The 21,334-nt window shown below is 44.7% G+C and carries 16 protein-coding genes; 6 read left to right on the top strand and 10 right to left on the bottom strand.

Going from position 1 to position 21,334, the window contains the following annotated elements:
- Positions 1–142: 142 nt before the first annotated feature.
- A complete protein-coding gene (locus tag B2866_RS09285; RefSeq protein WP_296193219.1) occupies positions 143–1,075 on the top strand; it encodes a LysR substrate-binding domain-containing protein in 933 nt (310 codons plus the stop codon).
- A gap of 285 nt (positions 1,076–1,360) precedes the next feature.
- Here B2866_RS09285 and B2866_RS09280 read toward each other — a convergent pair whose 3' ends face one another.
- Positions 1,361–1,822: a universal stress protein gene (locus B2866_RS09280; RefSeq protein WP_068403584.1), complete on the bottom strand. Its 462-nt coding sequence runs from the start codon at positions 1,820–1,822 to the stop codon at positions 1,361–1,363.
- Positions 1,823–2,206: 384 nt separating this feature from the next.
- On the opposite strand from B2866_RS09280, the gene B2866_RS09275 reads away from it, so the two are divergent.
- Positions 2,207–5,284 (top strand): insulinase family protein, encoded by a 3,078-nt coding sequence (locus B2866_RS09275; RefSeq protein WP_296193212.1) that lies wholly within the window; start codon positions 2,207–2,209, stop codon positions 5,282–5,284.
- Between the two features lie 120 nt (positions 5,285–5,404).
- On the opposite strand, the gene B2866_RS09270 is transcribed toward B2866_RS09275, so the two are convergent.
- Entirely contained in the window at positions 5,405–5,968 is a 564-nt protein-coding gene (locus B2866_RS09270; protein ID WP_296193210.1) for an NUDIX hydrolase, read from the bottom strand.
- A gap of 370 nt (positions 5,969–6,338) precedes the next feature.
- Positions 6,339–6,860 carry an HPP family protein gene (locus B2866_RS09265; RefSeq protein WP_296193207.1) on the bottom strand — a complete coding sequence of 174 codons (522 nt, stop codon included), beginning with the start codon at positions 6,858–6,860 and terminating at the stop codon, positions 6,339–6,341.
- 103 nt (positions 6,861–6,963) lie between these two features.
- Here B2866_RS09265 and B2866_RS09260 point away from each other — a divergent pair, with 103 nt between their 5' ends.
- Positions 6,964–7,701 carry an NUDIX hydrolase gene (locus B2866_RS09260; RefSeq protein ID WP_296193205.1) on the top strand — a complete coding sequence of 246 codons (738 nt, stop codon included), beginning with the start codon at positions 6,964–6,966 and terminating at the stop codon, positions 7,699–7,701.
- Positions 7,702–7,960: 259 nt separating this feature from the next.
- Here B2866_RS09260 and B2866_RS09255 read toward each other — a convergent pair whose 3' ends face one another.
- On the bottom strand, positions 7,961–9,346 hold the full coding sequence (locus B2866_RS09255) for an oxygenase MpaB family protein (RefSeq protein WP_296193202.1): 1,386 nt from the start codon (positions 9,344–9,346) through the stop codon (positions 7,961–7,963).
- 103 nt (positions 9,347–9,449) lie between these two features.
- On the bottom strand, positions 9,450–10,652 hold the full coding sequence (nhaA, locus tag B2866_RS09250; protein ID WP_296193200.1) for a Na+/H+ antiporter NhaA: 1,203 nt from the start codon (positions 10,650–10,652) through the stop codon (positions 9,450–9,452).
- A 411-nt stretch (positions 10,653–11,063) separates the two neighbouring features.
- On the opposite strand from nhaA, the gene B2866_RS09245 reads away from it, so the two are divergent.
- Positions 11,064–11,819: a TSUP family transporter gene (locus B2866_RS09245; protein WP_296193197.1), complete on the top strand. Its 756-nt coding sequence runs from the start codon at positions 11,064–11,066 to the stop codon at positions 11,817–11,819.
- Between the two features lie 155 nt (positions 11,820–11,974).
- Here B2866_RS09245 and B2866_RS09240 read toward each other — a convergent pair whose 3' ends face one another.
- From B2866_RS09240 to radC, 3 genes are all read right to left on the bottom strand, one after another.
- A complete protein-coding gene (locus tag B2866_RS09240) occupies positions 11,975–13,348 on the bottom strand; it encodes a dicarboxylate/amino acid:cation symporter (RefSeq protein WP_296193194.1) in 1,374 nt (457 codons plus the stop codon).
- 416 nt (positions 13,349–13,764) lie between these two features.
- Positions 13,765–16,674 carry an acyl-CoA dehydrogenase gene (locus B2866_RS09235; RefSeq protein ID WP_296193191.1) on the bottom strand — a complete coding sequence of 970 codons (2,910 nt, stop codon included), beginning with the start codon at positions 16,672–16,674 and terminating at the stop codon, positions 13,765–13,767.
- A 306-nt stretch (positions 16,675–16,980) separates the two neighbouring features.
- Positions 16,981–17,664 (bottom strand): RadC family protein, encoded by a 684-nt coding sequence (gene radC / locus B2866_RS09230; protein WP_296193188.1) that lies wholly within the window; start codon positions 17,662–17,664, stop codon positions 16,981–16,983.
- A gap of 128 nt (positions 17,665–17,792) precedes the next feature.
- Between radC and coaBC the strand changes: the two genes are divergently transcribed.
- Positions 17,793–19,166: a bifunctional phosphopantothenoylcysteine decarboxylase/phosphopantothenate--cysteine ligase CoaBC gene (gene coaBC, locus B2866_RS09225; protein WP_296193185.1), complete on the top strand. Its 1,374-nt coding sequence runs from the start codon at positions 17,793–17,795 to the stop codon at positions 19,164–19,166.
- A gap of 92 nt (positions 19,167–19,258) precedes the next feature.
- Complete coding sequence (locus tag B2866_RS09220) at positions 19,259–20,041, top strand: sulfite exporter TauE/SafE family protein (RefSeq protein WP_296193353.1); 783 nt, start codon at positions 19,259–19,261, stop codon at positions 20,039–20,041.
- Between the two features lie 19 nt (positions 20,042–20,060).
- On the opposite strand, the gene B2866_RS09215 is transcribed toward B2866_RS09220, so the two are convergent.
- Positions 20,061–20,267: a DUF2905 domain-containing protein gene (locus B2866_RS09215; RefSeq protein WP_296193184.1), complete on the bottom strand. Its 207-nt coding sequence runs from the start codon at positions 20,265–20,267 to the stop codon at positions 20,061–20,063.
- A gap of 66 nt (positions 20,268–20,333) precedes the next feature.
- On the bottom strand, positions 20,334–21,251 hold the full coding sequence (locus B2866_RS09210) for a histone deacetylase family protein (protein ID WP_296193180.1): 918 nt from the start codon (positions 21,249–21,251) through the stop codon (positions 20,334–20,336).
- Positions 21,252–21,334 lie beyond the last annotated feature (83 nt).

Below are 21,334 nucleotides of genomic sequence, written 5' to 3'. Positions count from 1 at the left end.
AATAGACAGTATAAGACAAACTGATTTATAATAAAAACAGATTAATAAGATATAAGCTATCGATTTATTAGGTTAGTAAGTAGTTTCTGATATTAAGTGATTTTTTAGAAGTTTTTAGTTTGTATAGGATGTCAGAGACATTATGAAAAAGACCGTTCAGACGCTACCAAAAATTACCCTGAAGCAGCTATCGGTGTTTGTCAGTATTTATCAAACTGGCAGTACCAGCCGTGCCAGTGAAGCGCTGCATTTATCGCAGTCGGCGGTCAGTAGTGCGCTCACTGAGCTGGAGGCACGGCTGCAAATGCCGCTATTTGAGCGCGTCGGGCGCAGGCTCAATCAGCATCCAAACGCCCATCCTATCTATATACAGGCGCAAGCGATTTTGGGACAAGCTTTAGCGCTTGAGCATTATCATAAGCATCAAGCAGGGCAGATTCATATTGGTGCGAGTACCACGATCGGCAATTATGTGCTGCCGCCGCTGCTTGCCAAATTGTACGAAGCGCTACCCGATGCCCATATCGATATGTATATTGCCAATACCCAAGAAGTGGTCGGCGAGGTTGAACAACTAAATATTGATATTGCGCTTGTAGAAGGTATGCCGCGCCCGACAGATATGAAAGTCATTGAGCAGCGCGCTTGGCGCACCGATACCTTGATGGTATTTGCTAAATCTCATAGTAAATGGCTGGCAGACATGGCCTATAACGATAAAGAAAAATGCTATGAGCTCAGCGCGGAACAATTGGCAAGGCTGCCATTACTGGTACGAGAGGCAGGTTCGGGGACACGGCAAATAATAGATGAGCAATTATTGCAACATCTGCCGCATGCCGAGATTGTCATGGCGATTCAGCAGTCAGAAGCGATTAAGCATATGGTCAGCGCCGATATTGGGCTTGGCTGTTTATCGCAGTATGTCATTGAGGCAGAACTTACGGCAGGGAAGTTGGTGCAGGTGAAAGTAGCGGGTATCGATTTAGCGCGCACGTGGTGGCTCGTGTGGCATAAAGCCCGGCATCAAAGCCCGATTTGGCAGAGTTTTATTGATATTTTGATAGAAGATTGATTTTACTGGTAACTGTATAGTCAAAATATCCTAAAAATACTATGGTATTGCTGATATCAATTTTTTGTAGCCTCTGTCTGCGCAGGCACAGCAAGCAAGAAAAATTGATATCAGTAGTACGTGATATATCGATATTACTTTTCACTCACTATAGAGATTGTAGTGAGAAAGTTTACTGTTTTAACGAACAGTAAAAAAGCGCACTGTCACACAGTGCGCTTTTTTTAATGAGCTTTTTTAATGGTTTTAAATAACTTGGGAATTATGTTAAGTCTGTTCTTAGCGTTATTTATTAACGGGTTTATCGAGTCTCACGACTAAGCTGTCGCATGGGACGTTTGGCAAGATATTATCTGCCGTCGCGCCACTAAGCCAAGCCGAGATACCATGTCGCTCATGACGACCGATGACTAATAAATCAACGTCATGCTTATGGCAATAATTGACGATGCCTTCACTGTTAGAGATGGCAGTGGTCACTTCAGAGTTGACCGCATGTAAGTCGTTACGCTCCAAAAACTGAGCCAGTTTGGCACGCGCTTCTTGGCAGCGTTCATCATCGATTTCATCGTATAAACTTGAGGCAGGCACCAGCTCATAGCCAAAGCCGACCATGGTATCTTTGACGATATGTAATACCGATAATTTGGCGTTCGGACGATTCTCGACGATACGTTTGGCCTTTTGGGCGACCACATCAGCGTCGGACATCAAGTCGGTGACCAATAAAATATGTTCGTAACTCATGAGCTGCTCCTTTTGACAGATGATTTCAACTATAGCACTACTACTGACTGCTGTTAAGTAGGCTTTGTTAAATCCACACTATCTTTATGATTTAATCTTGAAGCGTTATTATTTTTCTCCTAGCACTATCTTGACTTATCAAGCCCTAAGCCCCATCTAGTTTCGTTAGGCAAATTCTTTTTAGCTGATAACTGCCATTCTATTGAAAGATTACCTGTATTTTGTATAACACTGTTATTTTTATAACATTATTAAGTTTAGACCAATCAATTTTATAAATATAAACCTTTTCATTTTTGATTGTTTATCCTGAGCTGCTTTATCAGTTAACGGCCACATGAGCGCTTGACGAAGAAGCTATCAGGTTACTCTATAAGGACAACTATGACTGACACGCCATTTACCGCTGATTTAACCCTGCATCCAGCGTTTGAGCTGCTTGAGCATCGTCACATTGAGGCATTATCAATGGATGTGCTGATAAGCCAGCACGTCAAGACAGGTGCCATGCATTACCATTTAGCCCATCCGAGTGACGAAAATGCTTTTTTGGTCGGCTTTCGTACCCAGCCAATGGACTCAAAAGGTGAGGCGCATATCTTAGAGCACGTGGCTTTGTGTGGCTCTGAAAAGTTCCCTGTCCGCGACCCGTTCTTTTCGATGATTAAACGTTCATTAAATACGTTTATGAATGCGATGACTGCTGCTGATTGGACCGCCTATCCGTATGCCACGCAAAATAAGAACGATTATTTTAACTTGCTGGCCGTTTATCTTGATGCGTCGTTTTTCCCGAATATTCATCCGCTGGATTTTGCCCAAGAAGGCATCCGCGTTGAGTTAGACGAAAATGATAAACCGCAGTTTAAAGGTATTGTGTTCAATGAGATGAAAGGCGCGATGAGTGGCGAGATTGACCAGCTCTATCATACGGTCGCCCATCACTTGTTCCCAACAACGACCTATCATTATAATTCGGGCGGCGATCCTGCTGATATTCCTGATTTGACCCATCATGAGCTGGTTGAATTCCATCAAAGTCATTATCACCCATCAAACAGTGTGATTATGAGCTTTGGTAATATTCCGGTTGCCCAAACGCAAGCAAAAATCCATGACGATGCCTTGATTCAGTTTGAAGCGGGCAAAAAACACGTTTCACGTCCAGAAAAGCGTCTGTCTGCACCAATCAGCGCGGTTGACACTTATACTGCTGACGAAGCCGGTCCTGACCAAACGCATCATGTGGTGGCTTGGTTATTGCCATCAATTACCGATCCAAAGCAGCGTCTGGCGTTGCGTCTGTTAGAAGGCGTGTTGGTTGAGCATGCTGGTTCGCCGCTGCGTGCGTATTTGGACAGCCATTCACTCGGTAAAGCGCCAAGTCCATTATTGGGACTCGATGATAGTCATTATGAAATGGTCTTTTATACCGGTCTGCGCGGTTCAAACCCTGAGCATGCCGAAGCGGTAGAGCAGGGCATTCTTGATTTGCTTAAAGAGGTCGCGAGTAAACCAATCGATGAGGAAACCATCGAAACCATTTTGCATCAAATCGAGATAGATCAGCGTCATATCGGTGGCGATAGTATGCCTTATGGTCTAAATCTCATGCTAGAAGGCTTTAGCACGGCGATTCATGATGGCAACCCTATCGATGTCTGGGAAGTTGATGAGCACTTGCAATGGCTGCGTGAGCAAGTCAAAGACGAACAGTGGTTACCGAATTTAATCAAGACTCATTTACTTGATAATCAACATCGTGTCCGTGTCACGTTGACGCCTGATAGCGAAAAAACAGCCCGTTTGGCAGCCGCTGAGCAAACCCGTCTTGATACCATTGCGATGGATTTGACTGCTGATGATAAAGCCATCTTAAAGCAACAAGCCCTTGATTTGGCAGCTCGCCAAGCAGCACCTGATGATTTAAGCTTGTTGCCAAAAGTTGGCTTAGAAGATGTCCCGACCGATATCAGCTTTAAACAAGGCACACAAAAACAAGTAAATTTAAGCGGACAAGAGAGCACCTTATTTGAATATGAAGCCGGTACCAATGGCTTATACTATTATCAAGTGATTGTGCCGTTGACCGATGCGATTGGTAATCAGGATACAAGCGAGCTACCCGTTAATGAAGTAATTAATCATCCATTATTGCCAATTTACTTAAGCTTATTATCTGAGCTCGGTACGGATTCGCTAAGCGCTCATGAGATGCAAGCTAAGCAAGCGGCGCATTCATCAGGCGTGACCGCAAGAATCAGCCAGCGTACCAATATCGATGACAGTCAAGCGATTAGTAGTTACTTTGTGGTGGCAACGCGGGCGCTAAATCGTAAGCCTGAAGCCATTGATTTGCTTAAAGAAGTCATGGAGCACAGCGTCTTTAGCGAACATGACCGTATCAAAGAGATTTTGCAGCAGCGCGCAGCTGGTTGGCAGTCAAACCTTGCCGGTTCTGGTCATTCTTATGCCATGCAAACCGCCAGTCGCGGCATGAGTCGCCAAGCACAGTTAGAATATGTACGTAGCGGTCTGCCAGCATTGAACGCGCTCAAAGACTTCTTAACCCATGCCAGTACTGATGATGCGCAGTGGGATAAATTGGCAACCAGCTTGATGGATTTACATCAACGTTTAATCAGCTTGCCGAAACACGCCGTCATTATCTGTGAAGCCGAGCAAACTGAACGTTTAAGTAATTTAATTGTTGAGAGCTGGAAAGACAGCCAAGCGCCAAAGATTGCTGAAAAAATCACAAACTCTGATGCAGGTATTGAAGACAATATCCCAAGCGAGTTTGCCGAGTTGCAACTTGAGGCGGCGTTAAATGGCGAGAAAGACGCGGTCAAAGCACTAGAAAGTGGGGTGGCGCTCGATGTTGACGATTTGGCGTGGCTAGTGCCGACCAACGTCTATCATAATGCTAGCGCATATACCGTGCCAGCAGCCGACCATCCTGATACCGCTGCCTTGATGGTGTTAGCGCCGTATCTGCGCAATGGCTACTTGCATAGTGCCATTCGTGAGCGCGGCGGTGCTTATGGTGGTGGCGCGGGCTACGATTCTAACGCGTGCGCCTTTAAGTTCTTTAGCTATCGCGATCCGCAGTGTGCTGAAACTTTTTCGCATTTTGAAGCCAGTATCGAGTGGTTATTAAATGAGCCGCAAACCGACGAGCAATTAGAAGAAGCCATCTTAGGTATTATCTCAGGCATGGATAAACCAGGCTCTCCAGCAGGAGAGGCGGTAAAAGCCTGCTTTGCCAATCTGCATCATCGCGGCGTCGACTGGCAGCGTAAAATGCGTGCGGCAATATTAGCCGTCACTATCGATGACATACAACGTGTGGCTAAGCAATATTTGCAAGGAAAGGATCATGTTCGTGCAGTATTAGCACCTTATGATAAAGAGGCAGCGGTTAAAGAGCTTGGCTTTAAGGTTTGCAAGATTAAAAGCTAGTTTTTGACTTATCGTGAAATCAGTCATAGCAAATTATTGACTGTATAAAAAACCGCCGCTCTCAGTATTTAGATTGATAGCGGCAGTTTTTATAGCGGGTAAATAGTTTTAAAAGCTGTATTAATAACGCTTAATGGCTTGGTCCTTACCAATCATATCTTGATGAATAGGGAAGTCGTTATGGTCATCAAACTTTTTGCGGTCAGCAAAATAGCTCTTTAAGGTACGGCGTACCGCTTCAAAGGCGAGCTTGTCCCATGGAATGTCTTCTTCAGCAAATAACGCGCAGTCCAGACTTTCAGAGCCAATACCGTAGGCACCGTCTTTTAGCTCGGTGATATAGATGCTATAGATTTGCCCGATATCAGGAATATCATATAAACAATATAAGTGCGGATTAGTAACCACTGCTTCTGCCTCTTCAAAGCTTTCTCGCGCTGCGCCTTCTGCCATGGTTTCGCCATTTTCCATAAAGCCTGCGGGCAGCGTCCATAAGCCATATTGTGGCTCAATCGCACGGCGGCATAGCAGCACTCTGTGTTTATGCACGACCAGTGAGCCGCAAATAACTTTTGGGTTTTCATAATGAATATAATTGCAATTTGGGCATACCAAGCGCGGCATATTATCGGTGGCTGGTATTTTGCGTTCTGCTTCATGACCGCATTGTAGACAATAGCGCATATCAACTGCCTTATATAATAAAAAAGAGGAATGAGAAAAGGTTGTCATTATTTGAAGAATTATAATTCTTGTTTTATAAAATAATATGACTTTAGCCTATCAAGTTTTATTTGATAATAGCCATTAAGCCTAAGATAACACAAATTCTCATTGCACTGGCAGTGATAATAAAAAGCACACATTTTTGCTAAGCCAATTGTAGCTAGCCTTGTGTCTATGAAAAAAGGCATTTTTAAGCGTCACTGCCGGGGCAGCGATGACCGCGCCAGCCCAGTCACATAAATTATATGCAGTCGTGTTCAGATTGCGCTAGGCTAGACTGATATCAAATAATAGATGATCGCTTTACCTTTTACCTTGCAGGATGGCTTTACCAATAACGCGGATAATGACGACCGCGACCGATATTATTATAAATCAAAGCCACCACTACCAAGGCGAGTGCACCGATTAGCGTAGGGGTGACTAAAAAATGCCAATTGACGCCACCGAGCATGACGATTAAGGGATTGGAGCCAGCGGGTGGATGCGGTACGCGTAACAATAGCATCAGCGCAATCGCCGTACCGACCGCCAGCGATAAGCTCCACCACTCAATACCAAACAAGGTCAAAAACGATAGACCCGTAAAAGTGGTGATAAGATGGCCGCCGACGATGTTTCTAGGTTGGGCAAAGGGGCTCTCGGGATAAGCAAAAATAAGCAAACAGCTGGCACCAAATGAGCCTAAAATCATGGCAACGTTTTGCCAACTGCCTAACAGCGCCAGTATGGCAGTGGCGAAAGTACCGCCAGCCCAAGCAAGGGCAATGATGACCAATGGTAATCTTTGCGGGCAATCATCGGTTTTTCCCTGCATCTTATTTAATGAAAAAATCTTATCCACAAACATTTCCTAAGAATATGTGATTTTTAAAATGGTTACTTGTGTCGTCAGTACTTATATTTAATGGCTATTTGATGCTTCATACTGATAAAAATATAGGGCAATAATAATGTTACTCCCCCCGCAGTCTGTCCACTTCGATGAATTTTCAGTCGCTGTGCCAGACTTTATTCGTTATCCCACCATTCGAAAGTTGGCGGAACGCGTGCAGCATGAGACCTTAAACGCTGTCACCAGACCTGCGTTGTACAACAGCTCTAACACTTCTCGTAGCGCTCGTGTCTTAGAGAGCCTGTATCAGACACCGATTGCTGACGCCTCGGTATTGGTTGCTATCACCCATGAGCGCCATCCAAAGCTGCTACTAACGCGCCGCGCCGCCCATATGAACAGTCATGCTGGCGAAGTTTCTTGTGTTGGCGGTAAGCATGACGCCAGCGACGGTAATAATGTCGTCACCGCCTTGCGTGAAGCCTGCGAAGAGACAGCACTGCCACCTGATAAAGTCCAACTGCTTGGCCAGTTACCGATTCAAACTTCAAAAAGCGGCATGAGCGTGCGTCCTATTGTGGCGCTGATTGCGCCGGATTTATTGCTAGTACCTGAGCTTGGTGAAATCTCGCGTATCTTTTGGGCAGATTTTGAAACCTTGCTCACCCAGCCTACTGTAGAGTATGCGATAGAATATACGATGCAAGATCAGACCGCGACTATCCTCACGCCTAGTTGGCAGGTCGATGGTGAAACGGTTTGGGGTCTGACAGGACGCGTCATAGCCAGCTTGTTAGAGACGGGCTTTGATCGGCAACTCGAGTGGTATTACCGCATCCAGAATACGCGTCATTAACACGTCAGTCGCTTGCGGTGATTCATTGGAGTATCTAAAGTAGCAGCATTTTCTAATCAAAGCCAAGTGCGTCTTTTGCGGATTTATTATAGTTATTGTAGACGCTGTTGATAATGGCTTAACATATTCTATTTACTACTAATAATATTCAACATATGCTTTCTAGTTATGGTTTATAGATTTACATAATATTATTTGTTATCAGTATTATCTAATAGTAAGTGACTCCTCCCTTTAAATTGCCTGCATTTATCATGCTTTATTTATAATAATCGTCGTTTTTCTTTAGCCACCAATTCATATTATCTTGGCGTTTGGCGCGGAAGGCTTCTAATTTTTCAGCCACACTTTGATTGTGCTGGCGTGCCGTATCAAGCGCAAAAAGAATCGGCACCGACGATAAGACGCCAAAACGGATTTTCGATTTTGGTAGATCCAGCCCGTCGCCGATATCATCGCCGACCAAAGTGCGCGTCACGCTGGCATTGACCATTTCAACGAAACGTCCACGGCGATTGTCCTCACCCATCAGCTGCCGCGGCAAATCGTGCAGCGCTTTGGCTAGTGGCTGACCCATTTTAAAATCAAGCTGTTGAATCGATAAATAGGTATAGAGCCATTCCCAACAAGCGGCTTCATCTTTTGGTAAGCGCTGTAAATCAACGCCCATCCAATAGCTGGCAAGATTCCATAAATGCAAGATACCTTCTGCTTCCTCAGTGCTGATACGGGCGCCAAGCAGCCGCAACCCGCGCATAATCAATAATGAAAACTGCAAGTGGGTGGCAATCATATCGGTTTGATTAATCGGTAGACCCCAATAGTCAGTATTCCAACTGCCATCTGGATGATGGTGTTGGTCGGTACTCGGTATGATACCTTTAGCGGCATTGCCTTTACCTTTGAGTAAGTTTTGCCGCACTGTAGTGTGAATTTGCCGCACCTTGATAGACTGCCGCCAGCCTTCTGAGCCAATCGCCAATACCTGCTCTATCGGTTGACGGTTATTATAAGCGCTAGAGTTTAGTTGTGGATGTTCAGAGACGGCTAAGATATAGGCATACGTACGCATCAAACGTGGTAGGGCGTCATGCATTAATGCACCCGTTTGAATGAGCGGTAGGGAGAGGGCGGGAATACTATAGCCGGCCATTAACGCGACATTACGTAACAGCCAAATCAGCATCAATGGATAACGTCGGTAAGCAACTGCACCGATGTGTGCAAGCTTAGGGTCAAACCAAGCAGGATGGCTGCTAAATTGCTCGGTTAAGGCGTTAAATGCAGGGTTGTTTAAAAGGTTAGTATCGAAGTTGCTTTCATTGCCACCATTACTATCGCTAATGACAAATTGCTGCAAGGGTTTGGCAAAACGAATACCGTCAGCGGCTAATGCATCTGCCACTGGATCACCGATATCATAGCCTGCAACCATTTCCTCCAACAACTCTTGCGAAATAACAGAGTCTTTTGGTAATAAATAACGGTTAATACGCTTTAAGACTTGTAGATCACTATGGTCATCAATCGCCGTCGTGCGTCCATGGCGCTGGTAAGCGTGAATTGAAGGCTTAGGGTCAGTTTTTTGTCGAGCACTGGCGCTATTTCCTTTGGCATTGTTTTTAGCAATATCGATGGCATCCATATTATTATCTACTCTATATCGTCTGCTTTTATCCACTCATCTTAAGCGCATTAAGCGGCTTATTTAGCGTGATAGTCATAAGTCGCTCACGCTTAATGAGTGCTTAAGAATGATGGGTTAAGTCCACCGAGGTATTACTGACCTCGTCTTTTAGGGTGGCTTTTAGCATTAAATAACCTGCGATACCAGACACGATTGAACCCATAATGATACCTAAGCGCTCATCAAATAATGGTGTGGCGCCACCAAAGGCCAGCCCACCGATAAATAAGCTCATGGTAAAGCCAACGCCGCACAGTAACGCTGCGCCATAGATTTGCTTAAAGGTCATACCTTTCGGCATGGTAGAAATACCCAATTTGAAAATTAACCAGCACATCAGCATCACGCCCATTTGTTTACCGATAAACAGTCCGGCAGCAATACCGAGTGGCACGGAGTGAAACAGCTCGGCAAAGCCTGCGCCTTTGAGTGAGATACCGGCATTGGCAAAGGCAAATAATGGCAGAATACCGTAAGACACCGTATTTTGTAAGTCGTGCTCAAGCTCTTCAAGCGGTGAGTGTTCAGGGTCAGTACGGTCAAATAACGGAATAAATAACGCGAGTACCACCCCAGCTAAGGTCGCGTGAATGCCAGATTTGAGCACGGCAATCCACATAATCACCCCGATTAATATGTAAGGGGTAATGCTGGTGACGTTACGGCGATTGAGTAGATATAAGAACGGTAAACACAAAGCAGCGACAGCGAGCGAGCCGAGCGATAAGTCACTGGTATAAAACAAAGCGATGATTAAAATAGCGCCAATATCATCAAAAATAGCAATGGATACCAAAAATACCTTGAGCGAGTTTGGCACGCGATTGCCAAGTAAGCTTAAAATACCAAGGGCGAAAGCAATGTCGGTCGCCGCCGGAATGGCCCAACCTTTCCAAAATTCAGGCTCATTATAGTTAAAGAGTAAGTAGACGATAGCAGGCATAATCATGCCGCCCAATGCCGCGCCAGCGGGTAAGATAATTTGTTTGACGTTGGAGAGCTCGCCGATAAGCACTTCACGCTTAAGCTCAAGACCAACTAAAAAAAAGAACACCGCCATCAGACCATCGTTGATCCAGTGATGGGCGTCTTTTGCAATCGCAAAGCTGCCGATTTGAATGGCGACGGGCGCATGAATAAAAGATTCATACCAAGTACTAAGAGGCGTGTTGGCAATAATCATTGCCGCGATAGCTGCCAGCGCTAAGACAATGCCGCCTGACGCTTCGAGGTTGAAAAATGCTCTGATTCTTTGTATTGCCATATTATCCTCATTCACTCAATAAAACGTGCTAAATCGTGCAAAAAACTCAAATTTCTAAATTGCGCAGGCTTGCTTTCTTACTTTGGCTTGCTCAAATCCATTTAACCAAACCATAAACCCTCATCATTCATGCCGTAATTGTCGTTAAAGATGACGTAGCAAACCGATGGATCTAGTTTCTCATAATTTTATTCATATAAACAATTAAATACGTTAACGCTTTTATGCAGCTTTCCTGAATAAGCAACGACTGTCAAAGTACCTATTAATAATTTAGTGGATATAACAAATCTAGCAGACTTTGCTAGGTTTTTGGTTTTTTTTACGGTTTTATCTTTATAATGAGCGCCTTTACACAAATTTTAACGTTAAGCTTGCTTCTTTTTATTATAAATTTTCAAGGTCAGTGTCATGGACGTATCGCTCTCTATCGAGATTATTTTAATGCTGACGGCGGTTGCGGCGCTGGCAGGTTTTATTGATGCCATCGCGGGCGGCGGCGGTTTATTGACCATTCCTGCCATGCTGCTTGCCAATATCCCGCCTGTGCTAACCTTAGGCACCAATAAGCTGCAAGCGGCGTCAGGGGCGCTCGCGGCGTCTATTACCATGATTAAAAAAGGTGTTATCAAACCTCAAAGTATCAAATTTGCGATTATCGCGGCTTTTATTGGTTCTGTGCTTGGTACGATTGCCGTGCAGTTATCGCCGCCTGATTTGCTAGAAAAGCTGATTCCGTTTTTGATTGCGGCCATTGGTATTTATACTTTATTTGCCCCAAGGTTGGGTGAAGTGGAAGCCGCACCGCGCATCTCAGAAAGCACGTGGCAAAAGGTAGTGGCGCCTTTGATTGGATTTTATGATGGTTATATCGGACCAGGTACGGGAATGTTTTTTGCTTTAGGCAATGTGGCACTGCGTGGTCGTCAAATTATTGAAGCAACGGGCGCAGCAAAGGTGCTCAATTTATCCACCAATATTGGCTCGCTTATTTTCTTTATTCTAGGCGGTAATGTGTTGTGGAAAGTGGGACTGGCCATGATGGTCGGACAGACGATAGGAGCGTACTTTGGCTCGCATATGGTTGTCAAAGGCGGTAGTAAACTGATTCGTCCAATGATTGTTTTGGTTTGTATAGCGATGCTGACGAAATATGTGTTTGGTTAATATGTATTGGTATGAATTTTAAAAACCTTATTTAATTTACGATATAAATAGAAAAACCTCAGTTCAAAATCAACTGAGGTTTTTTTATTACCAAACTTTCATCATCGGTTATTTTATATTCACACTAGCTATATTGAACTTCACCACTATTAAAACTAGCCACGTTTAATATCGTCGTATTCACTGCCCATAATACCATCGCTAAAGACTTCAGAGAATTCGCGCTCGCTGTTTTCATCGATATGGCCATCGAAGACGTCTTTTGTACCCGCATCAGGGTCGTTATAAATAGCCAAATCCATCTTGCCTTCTGACTTCGCGACGATAGCGGTTACCGCTGCATCACCACTGACGTTGACAGCAGTACGCAACATATCAAGGATACGGTCCACCCCTAAGATAAGCCCAATACCTTCGATTGGTAAGCCTACTTGTGCAAAAACCATCGAGAGCATAATTAAACCAACCCCAGGAACACCTGCTGTACCAACGGAGGCAAGCACCGACATCAAAATAACGGTCAAATATTCGGTGATGCCCAAATCAATACCATAGATATTGGCAATAAAAATGGTCGCCGTTCCTTGCATGATAGCCGTCCCATCCATATTGATGGTGGCACCAAAGGGCACGGTAAACGAAGCGACAGAGTTGTTGACGCCCATACGTTTGGTCACAGTACGTAAGGTAATTGGAATCGTCGCGTTCGAGCTTGAGGTGCTAAACGCAAAAATCTGTACTTCACGCATTTTTGTTAAAAAGGTTCGCACCGATAGGCCTGAAGCCAGCTTCAGAACAATCATCATGGTCACAAAGAAATGGAAGGCAAGCGAGCCAATCAATACCGCGACATAACCAAGCAGCGACCAGATAAGGTCTAAGCCAAGCTCTGACATGGCTTTTGCTAATAGCGCAAACACACCATAAGGGGCGAGGTTCATAATGATGGTCACCATCTTTAAGATGACTTCGTTAATAAGCTCCAAGCTTTGCACCAAACCTTTAGCAGGTTTACCAACCATCAAGATACTGATACCGATTAAAATAGCAAAGAAAATAATCGATAGCATATCGCCATTCGCCATCGCACTGATGGGGTTGGATGGGATAATATTGGAAAATACATCAAGCAGAGGCGGTGCTGATTGCGCCTCAAATGCCGCTTCTGTTTCGATATCCATACCTTTACCGATACCAAACAGCACACCAAGGCCAATCGCAGTGGCAATGGCCAGTGCCGTTGTCATCATATAGATAAAAAAGGTCTTGGTACCGATACGACCCAGCAAGCGTATATCACCGATGCCGCAAACTCCGCAAATAAGCGAAATCAGTACCAAGGGTACAACCAGCATTTTTAGCGAGTTAACAAACAGCTTACCGATAATGGCAAATAAACCATTGGTCACATAGTCACTAACAAAGCTGCCTTCAGTATTCAGTCCTGAATAGTTTATAATTAAACCCAGTATGATACCCAGCACCATGGCAACAATAATCTTGCCCGTTAATCCCATATTCTTCCACATAACTACTGTCCTTGATTGCCGTAACGCGCAGCCATAAAAACGATACTGCCGTATGGGTGTCGTTTTTATGCTTACTGTTGTTACGTCTAAAAGTTGGTTATCTGTCTTTGAAGTCAGATTTTGGGGACAATATAAAAGAATTGTTGGGGTGACTGCAAGAAATATTTATGACTAAAAAAATGCAAGAGAATAAACGCACGGTATTTTAAGTTTATTTGGCGGCAAAAATTTTTAGATTAAATTGAATAATATAAGTAATTTTTGATTAAATTTACTGGTAATAGTTAGGGTATAAGCAAAAAGCGAGACCATTCAGATTGAATAATCTCGCTTAAGAACGAACCAAGTATGAGTAAAGGCTGATTTGGCGGTTTTATACCGTGACTGTTTAAAACCGCAATAACTTCAAACCTTTTTTATATCTTGTCATTTTCGTCACGACGTAGACCATCTTGCCATTCAGCATGATTTTCAGGTTTTTCTACGCCGTTTTCTATCTGATTCTGTGTTGTGTCAGCATGCGAGTCCGTTTTATGCAGACGATGATTATAGCCCATACGCTCGCTTAGATGGGTTTCTGCATCACGGCGACGCGGGTCAAGCGCTTCTGCATCAGGATTTGCATCCTTAAAGTCGGCTTGTTCACGCACTTCTTCGACCGTGTCTTGCTCGCTGACCATTTTGACATCGCCATCGCTTTCATAGCCGTGATCAGGATTGTCATCGCCCGTTGATTCTTGCTTATCGGCAGTGACCGCATCAGCCCTCTGCGCAGAATTGTCGGTAGCAACACCGTTTCTTGCTTGCGCTTGGTTTTTTAACTGCGCATAATCGGTCAGTTTATTGACGGCATTATCCAAACTGTGCGGATTATCGCGAGGTTGTGCTTTAGCTAAATGCTTATCAAAGACATCGGTTAATAAGGAATCAAAACGTATGGCATTATAGCGAATCAACTGCTCCGCCTCTGCTTCGGTAATATCGCCATTTTGGCTGGCATAAACCACATGATCCTCAAAGGTCAGACCTTCGAAATGGTCTTTATGCTCCGCCTTTTTAAATTTCTGCCATAAAGGTTCTACTTCAAGTAAGGTTTGATAGGCGTTTTCCATACGCCCCATGACATCATCAGGTTCGGTATTGTAATACACCATAGTTTTAAGGTAGTCACGGAATGGATTGGCTTCAAAGTCATCCATAAAGATATCGCCTAATTGACGTTTGAGCTCATCACTCACTGGCGCAAAGATACGGCCACTTGGGAAGGTGACAAAGCTAACCACACCTGCAGCCATACGACTGGGAAAGTTAGCAAACAAAGATAAAAAGGCTTCTTGAATGGTATAAAGACTATTTTTTAATGCCACTTCTGCGTGTAAGCGCTCGGCTTCTGATTTAGAACCGTATTCATAAAATTGCAAAATCGCTGTACAGATAAATAGATGGGCGTGAATATCTGCTAAACGTCCAGAGAGCATCTCTTTACGTTTTAAATCACCAGCAAGTAAGCCTAACGCCATATCAGCGGTCAAGGCAAATCCTGCGCTCAAACGGTTGATGTCTTTATAATAGGGACGGGTAAAGCCATCGGCAAAACTTGGCGCGTGACTGCTACCACCGACATAACCTGCGACAAAGGCTTTGGCACCGCGATTAAAGGTATAGCCCAAATGTTTAAAGAATAAATTATCGAACTCTTTAAACGCGCCTTCTTTATCTTCACTTTGTAGCAGTTGTAGCTCATCGAACAGATAAGGGTGACAACGCATGGCTCCTTGACCAAAAATCATTAACGAGCGCGTCAAGATATTCGCCCCTTCAACGGTAATAGAAACAGGGATGGCTTGATAAGGAATCGCTAAAAAGTTACGCGGACCCATTTGGACGGCGCGACCACCGACTACATCCATACCGTCGTTGATAATGCCGCGCATGGTTTCGGTTGCGTAGTATTTTGCCATTGCCGTCATGACTGATGGCGTGCCACCTTGATTTAGACCACAGGTGACCAAATGACGAAATGCTTCAAGCATGTAAGTGTTACTTGCCATGCTGCTGGTCACGTCCTGAATGCCTTCAAACTTGCCGACCGAAATTTTGAATTGTTCCCGTACTTTTGCGAAGGCACCAACGGTTAAATAGCTGACTTCACTGGCAGACGTTGATAGCGCTGGCAAGGAAATGCCGCGGCCTACGCCTAAGCATTCCATTAGCATCCGCCAGCCGCGACCAGCGTTTTCGACGCCACCGATAATATAATCGAGCGGAATAAAGACGTCAGTACCATCGACCGTACCATTCATAAATGGCGAGCCAACTGGATTATGCCGTGGTCCTGTAATGACGCCTTCGTGACTGGCAGGCACCAGTGCACAGGTAATACCGTAATCGGTCTTTTTAGGGTCGCCAAGCAGACCTTCTGGATCGTACATTTTAAAGGCTAAGCCAACGACGGTAGCGATAGGTGCCAAGGTAATCCAACGCTTAGAAAAATTCATACGCAGACCGAGTACTTGCTCGCCTTCATGCATACCATAGCAAACCACACCGGTATCTGGAATCGCCCCAGCGTCAGAACCCGCCTCAGGGCCCGTCAAACCAAAACAAGGGATTTCATCGCCTTTGGCAAGACCCGGCAGCCAGCGTTGTTTTTGCGCATCAGTACCATAATGCATGAGCAGCTCACCAGGACCGAGCGAGTTTGGCACCATGCAAGTAACGGCAGCGGTTGGTGAGCGCGAAGCGATTTTACTCATCACGCGGCTTTGCGCATACGAGCTAAACTCCAGTCCGCCATATTCTTTTGGAATGATTAAACCCAAAAAGCCATTGTCTTTGATAAAGCGCCATGCTTCTGGAGACAACTCTTTATCTTCGTGGTGAATTTTCCACTCATCAAGCATCGCGCACAGCACTTCGACTTCATTATCAATAAAGCTTTGTTCTTCTTCTGATAATTCAGGGTACGGGTATTTAGCAAAGGTATCCCAATTCGGCGCGCCCATAAACAGCTCTTTTTCCCACCAGCTGGTACCGGCATCGAGCGCTTCACGTTCGGTATCACTCATGCTTGGCATCGCCCCGCCCAAGGCTTTATAAACGGGCTTGGTAATCAATGACTGACGCAGCGGGGTGAATAATAATACCAAGCAAAGTAGCGCTACTGGTAAGCCTAAGATAAGCGACCATGGACTGATAAAGGCGGTGACGAGCACGGTAACAAGGGCGACGATACTACCGGTGACACGCGATAAGGATAATAAAAAGATGGCCAAAATCATGGCTAACTGAATGAGGATTGCCAAAATAAAAAAGCCAATGGCCATGACTGTCTCCTTGCTAACGCCGAATCAACAAGCGTAAAAATTTAAATGAATAAGAAAGATGTAATAAAGTTAATTATTATTTTAATTTTTCATTATAGCGGTGCTTAGAACAAGCTCATTTATGCTACAAATTGAATATCTGTGTTGGACTTTATTTAAAACTTAAGCTCGCCGATATCTACTGCATATAAATCTCTCAGAGCAAAAATAAAGTAAGCTACCAATATGAAACAGTTGTTTATAACTATCAAGAGCCAAAATGCTACGCTATGTCGATAATATGTATCAAGCGTCAAACAGAAGTCGCTAGTCAAAGGGCGCTAGGCTTTTCTCAGCATACGAGAGCGTTTCATTGCGCCCGACGATGATATGGTCAACCAATGATAAATCTATTAAGTCGCAAGCTTTTTTTAGCTCGTAAGTGAGTAAGTTATCGGCCGTAGATGGGGTAGCGTCAGTATGTGGATGATTATGAGCAACAATAAGCTGACTGGCAGCGTGGCTCAACGCATGACGTAAGACGTGTTTGATGCAAACCGAACAAGAAGAGATGCCGCCTGTAAACAGTATTTCAAAATTGATGAGGTTTAATGCATTATCCAAACACAGCACGGCGAAAACTTCACGAGACTCACCGCGCAGTTGGGTGCTGATATAGTCTTTGACCATTTGCGAGCGCCCAAGCGCATGACCAGTTTTAAGCTGACTGTCTAAGTAGCGCCTGCCCATCTCAAGCGATGCCAGTATCTGCGCGTATTTGGCAGGACCAATACCGTGACAAGCCAGTACAGTCTCTTTTGGAGCAGCCAACAGCTCAGCTAAGCTGCCAAACTGCTCTATTAAGTGACGGGCAAGCTCAATAGCGGATTGCGACTGAGTACCTGTGCGCAAAAATATCGCTAATATCTCGGCGTCAGATAAGTGAGCGGCGCCAAATTTCAGCAGCTTTTCACGCGGTCTATCATCTTCATGCCAGTCTTTAATCGCCATTGTTACTCCTTAATAAAGTATGGATGCCAGATAACTGAGATAAATCCACAAAACTTTCCCTAACTTATCGCATAATTGTTACTATAAGCGCAATTTTTATCTTTCATTTTTTTATTGATGCCATGCTTATGTCAAATATTGTGCTTGCTATCACTGGCGGTATCGCCGCTTATAAATCTGCTATGTTTGCCCGTCTACTTATTAAGGCGGGTTTTGATGTGCGTGTCATTATGACCACAGGCGCACAAGCGTTTATCACGCCGCTGACTTTGCAGGCCTTGACTGGTAATGAGGTGCATATTTCATTACTTGATGAGCATGCTGAAGCGGGCATGGGACATATTGAGCTTGCTAAATGGGCAGATTTAATTGTCATTGCCCCTGCTTCCGCCAACACGTTGGCACGGCTTGCAATGGGTATGGCAGATGATTTATTGACTACGGTCTGCTTGGCAACGACTGCGCCGGTTATCATTGCGCCAGCGATGAATCAGCAAATGTGGGCGCACCCAGCGGTGAATCTCAATGTGCAAACCCTGCGTGATATGAATTATCAAATTATTGCACCTGCCAGCGGCGAGCAGGCATGCGGTGACGTCGGAGCAGGGCGCTTGCCTGAGCCTGAGGATTTATTAGCGGAAGTGCAATTATTTACGGCCATGCAAACCACGCCGCAGCTTTTAGCCGGTAAACGCGTGGTAATTACCGCAGGGCCGACCGTAGAAGGTATCGATCCGGTGCGCTATTTGTCCAATCACTCTACTGGCAAAATGGGCTTTGCTTTAGCCCGCGCTTGTGTGGCCGCTGGTGCAGAGGTTATTTTGATTGCTGGTGGCAAAGTTGCCCTGCCAACACCGCTCAATGTCACGCGCATTGATGTGTTGTCAGCGCAAGATATGTTGATAGCAGCACAGCAATGTGTCGATGGCACGCATAGTGCGCTACAGTATTTGCCTGAAGACGCTGATGAGCATTCTCATAAACATAGCCAGGACCATTCTCATCATTACGATGACTGTGGTTGCGGTGAAGCGCATCAACATGAACATAAACATGCTGAAAATGAGAGTAGTGTAAAGGTTGCTGATATCTTTATCGCCACTGCTGCGGTTGCTGATTATCGTACTCTCGATGCCGCACCGCAAAAAATCAAAAAAACGCAAGATGCGATGACGCTAAGCTTGGTTAAAAACCCTGACATTTTAGCGACGATTTCACTTGCCCATCCTGAGCTGTTTGTCGTGGGTTTTGCGGCAGAAACGCAAGATGTCGAGCACTATGCCCGTGGTAAGCTGCTATCTAAAGATTTGGATTTAATCGCTTGTAATGACGTCTCACGCGCCGATATTGGTTTTGCCAGTGATGATAATGCCATGCAGGTATTTTTCTCCGAGCGTTATGAGCACGATAACGTGATTCTTGAAAAGGCAAGTAAAGATGAGATAGCCAAGCAGTTGGCTACTATTATTGGCGAAACAATTTGGCAACGTCATCAATCATAACCAATCATAAGAAACCGCCTTGTTATGCTGTTTCTACTGTCGTCAATATATGTCGTCAATATCGCTACTAGGTTATAAGTTCTATGACAGATATGGCAAATATTGTGGATAGCGATAGTACCCAAACATTATTACTACTTGCAATTTTTGCCTTAGCATCATTGCTGCACGGTATTAGCGGACTGGGTGTGACGTTAGTAACCACCACCGCACTTGCCAGTATCTATCCGTTACCCCATGCTATTGTTTTAGTGATTTTTCCCTCATTATTACTTAATGCCATGACTTGGCTAGCAGGTGGCGGGCGTACTATCTGGCAAAATTTCATCTATTACGGCAGGCGCTATTGGTTGTTGGCACTCACCAGCCTGCTCGGTAGTATGCTTGGTGCCAAGCTACTGCTGTGGATTGATAGCGCTTATATCTTGTTAGTCTTGGCAGTGGTGATTGGTTTTTATGTCAGCAGTAGCTTGCTCGGTAAGCAAATTCGTTTGCCCAATACCAAGCCTGTACTGATTATCGTTGGACTTAGTGCTGGAATCATTGGCGGCGCGACCAATGCCATGTCGACTATACTCATGATGTATTTATTGTCAGCCAGTGACGATAAGCATACCATCGCCAAAGTCGGCAACATGTGCTATTTCTTGGGTAAAATTGCCCAAATCATCGTCTTGCGTGACCCTATCATGGCGTTGAGTAGTGGTGAATGGCAGTTGATTACTCTGCTTAGTGTTCTATCTATCGCTGCGCTGTTAGTTGGGATTCGCTTGCGTCGCTATTTACCGCAAGCCCGCTTTCGTCAGCTTATCTTGTTGATTCTTACCGTTCTCGGTATTCGGGTTGGCTGGCAAGGCATAATAGCGTTGCTATAAACTTAACGCTTAAACAAGTTCAGCGATTAAACAAATTTAACAGTATGGTGGCAACGATACTGATGATAATCATGGTGACCACTGGAAAGTACACTCTAGTATTACCTGAGGTGTGTTTGATATCGCCTGGCATATTGCCTATCCATGAAAAAGCATTTGGAAACAGCAGCCAAATAACGCCGATAATAACCAGCAAAATTCCTATGCCTATCAATATTTTTGCCATCTAGACTCTCGCTAATCTCTTTAATTTTCTTACGTTATTTCGTCGCGCCTGTTTCTACGTTGTACATTACTCAATCAGTTCCGCAAAAAACAGCTTCTGTGCCAAACGAAACGTATTACAGTGCGCCTCAACCACGTCTTCGATATCTTCTGAATAGCCGCCGCCCATGACGATAGCAACGGGAATATTGGCTGCCTTAGCTTGTTGCAAGACAAACGCATCACGCGCCTTACAGCCCTCTAGCGTCAAACTAAGTTTGCCCAATTTATCAGTGGCAAGGACGTCGACCGCAGATTGGTAAAATATCATATCTGGGGCAAATTCATTAATTAAGCGCGGCAGCGTATCCTCTAATATCTGTAAATACTCTGTATCAGCCGTATCATTATCCAACTCGATATCTAAGTCTGAAACTTGTTTGCGAAACGGATAATTCTTCGCGCCATGCATACTAAAGACAAAAACGCGCGGCTCATCCGCCATGATACTGGCGTTGCCATTACCTTGGTGCACATCCAGATCCACTATTAAGATTCGTTGTGCCTGTCCGCGATTTAGTAATAAATTGCTGGCGATGCAAACATCGTTAAAAACACAAAATCCCTCGCCATGATCGGCAAAGGCATGATGAGTGCCGCCCGCAACGTTCATCGCCACCCCATATTGCTGGGCAAATAATGCACATTCATAGGTAGCATGGGCAATATAACGACCGCGCTCTACCAACTCTGGCGTCATCTCAAAGCCAATGGCGCGCGCTTCTTTACGTGGTAAGGTCTGCGTTTTAAGCTGCTGCCAATATCCAGGCGTATGGGTGGTCAAAATTTCTTCTTCGCTTAGACGTTTCGGTGCAAAAAAATTATCGCTAGTGATGGTCCCTTCGGCTAGTAAGCGCTCAGGAATCATGGTGTATTTTTGCATGGGGAAGCGGTGTTTTTCGGGTACGGAATAACGAAAAATATCAGAATAAGCAATTTTTAGCATAGTATTAACGTATGTCTTTTAAAAAGTGATTTAGGGATAAAAGAGTAGAAAGGTTTAAAGGTTTTGAAAGTAGGGTATTGGTG

The sequence above is a fragment of the Psychrobacter sp. UBA3483 genome, from assembly GCF_002377905.1.
Classification (GTDB): Bacteria; Pseudomonadota; Gammaproteobacteria; order Pseudomonadales; family Moraxellaceae; genus Psychrobacter.
This window is presented reverse-complemented; position numbering and strand designations above follow the sequence as displayed.

Coding starts and splice junctions, on each gene's coding strand:
- B2866_RS09285 (WP_296193219.1), top strand. CDS start 143: ATGAAAAAGACCGTTCAGACGCTACCAAAAATTACCCTGAAGCAGCTA.
- B2866_RS09280 (WP_068403584.1), bottom strand. CDS start 1,822: ATGAGTTACGAACATATTTTATTGGTCACCGACTTGATGTCCGACGCT.
- B2866_RS09275 (WP_296193212.1), top strand. CDS start 2,207: ATGACTGACACGCCATTTACCGCTGATTTAACCCTGCATCCAGCGTTT.
- B2866_RS09270 (WP_296193210.1), bottom strand. CDS start 5,968: ATGCGCTATTGTCTACAATGCGGTCATGAAGCAGAACGCAAAATACCA.
- B2866_RS09265 (WP_296193207.1), bottom strand. CDS start 6,860: ATGTTTGTGGATAAGATTTTTTCATTAAATAAGATGCAGGGAAAAACC.
- B2866_RS09260 (WP_296193205.1), top strand. CDS start 6,964: ATGTTACTCCCCCCGCAGTCTGTCCACTTCGATGAATTTTCAGTCGCT.
- B2866_RS09255 (WP_296193202.1), bottom strand. CDS start 9,346: ATGGATGCCATCGATATTGCTAAAAACAATGCCAAAGGAAATAGCGCC.
- nhaA (WP_296193200.1), bottom strand. CDS start 10,652: ATGGCAATACAAAGAATCAGAGCATTTTTCAACCTCGAAGCGTCAGGC.
- B2866_RS09245 (WP_296193197.1), top strand. CDS start 11,064: ATGGACGTATCGCTCTCTATCGAGATTATTTTAATGCTGACGGCGGTT.
- B2866_RS09240 (WP_296193194.1), bottom strand. CDS start 13,348: ATGTGGAAGAATATGGGATTAACGGGCAAGATTATTGTTGCCATGGTG.
- B2866_RS09235 (WP_296193191.1), bottom strand. CDS start 16,674: ATGGCCATTGGCTTTTTTATTTTGGCAATCCTCATTCAGTTAGCCATG.
- radC (WP_296193188.1), bottom strand. CDS start 17,664: ATGGCGATTAAAGACTGGCATGAAGATGATAGACCGCGTGAAAAGCTG.
- coaBC (WP_296193185.1), top strand. CDS start 17,793: ATGTCAAATATTGTGCTTGCTATCACTGGCGGTATCGCCGCTTATAAA.
- B2866_RS09220 (WP_296193353.1), top strand. CDS start 19,259: ATGGCAAATATTGTGGATAGCGATAGTACCCAAACATTATTACTACTT.
- B2866_RS09215 (WP_296193184.1), bottom strand. CDS start 20,267: ATGGCAAAAATATTGATAGGCATAGGAATTTTGCTGGTTATTATCGGC.
- B2866_RS09210 (WP_296193180.1), bottom strand. CDS start 21,251: ATGCTAAAAATTGCTTATTCTGATATTTTTCGTTATTCCGTACCCGAA.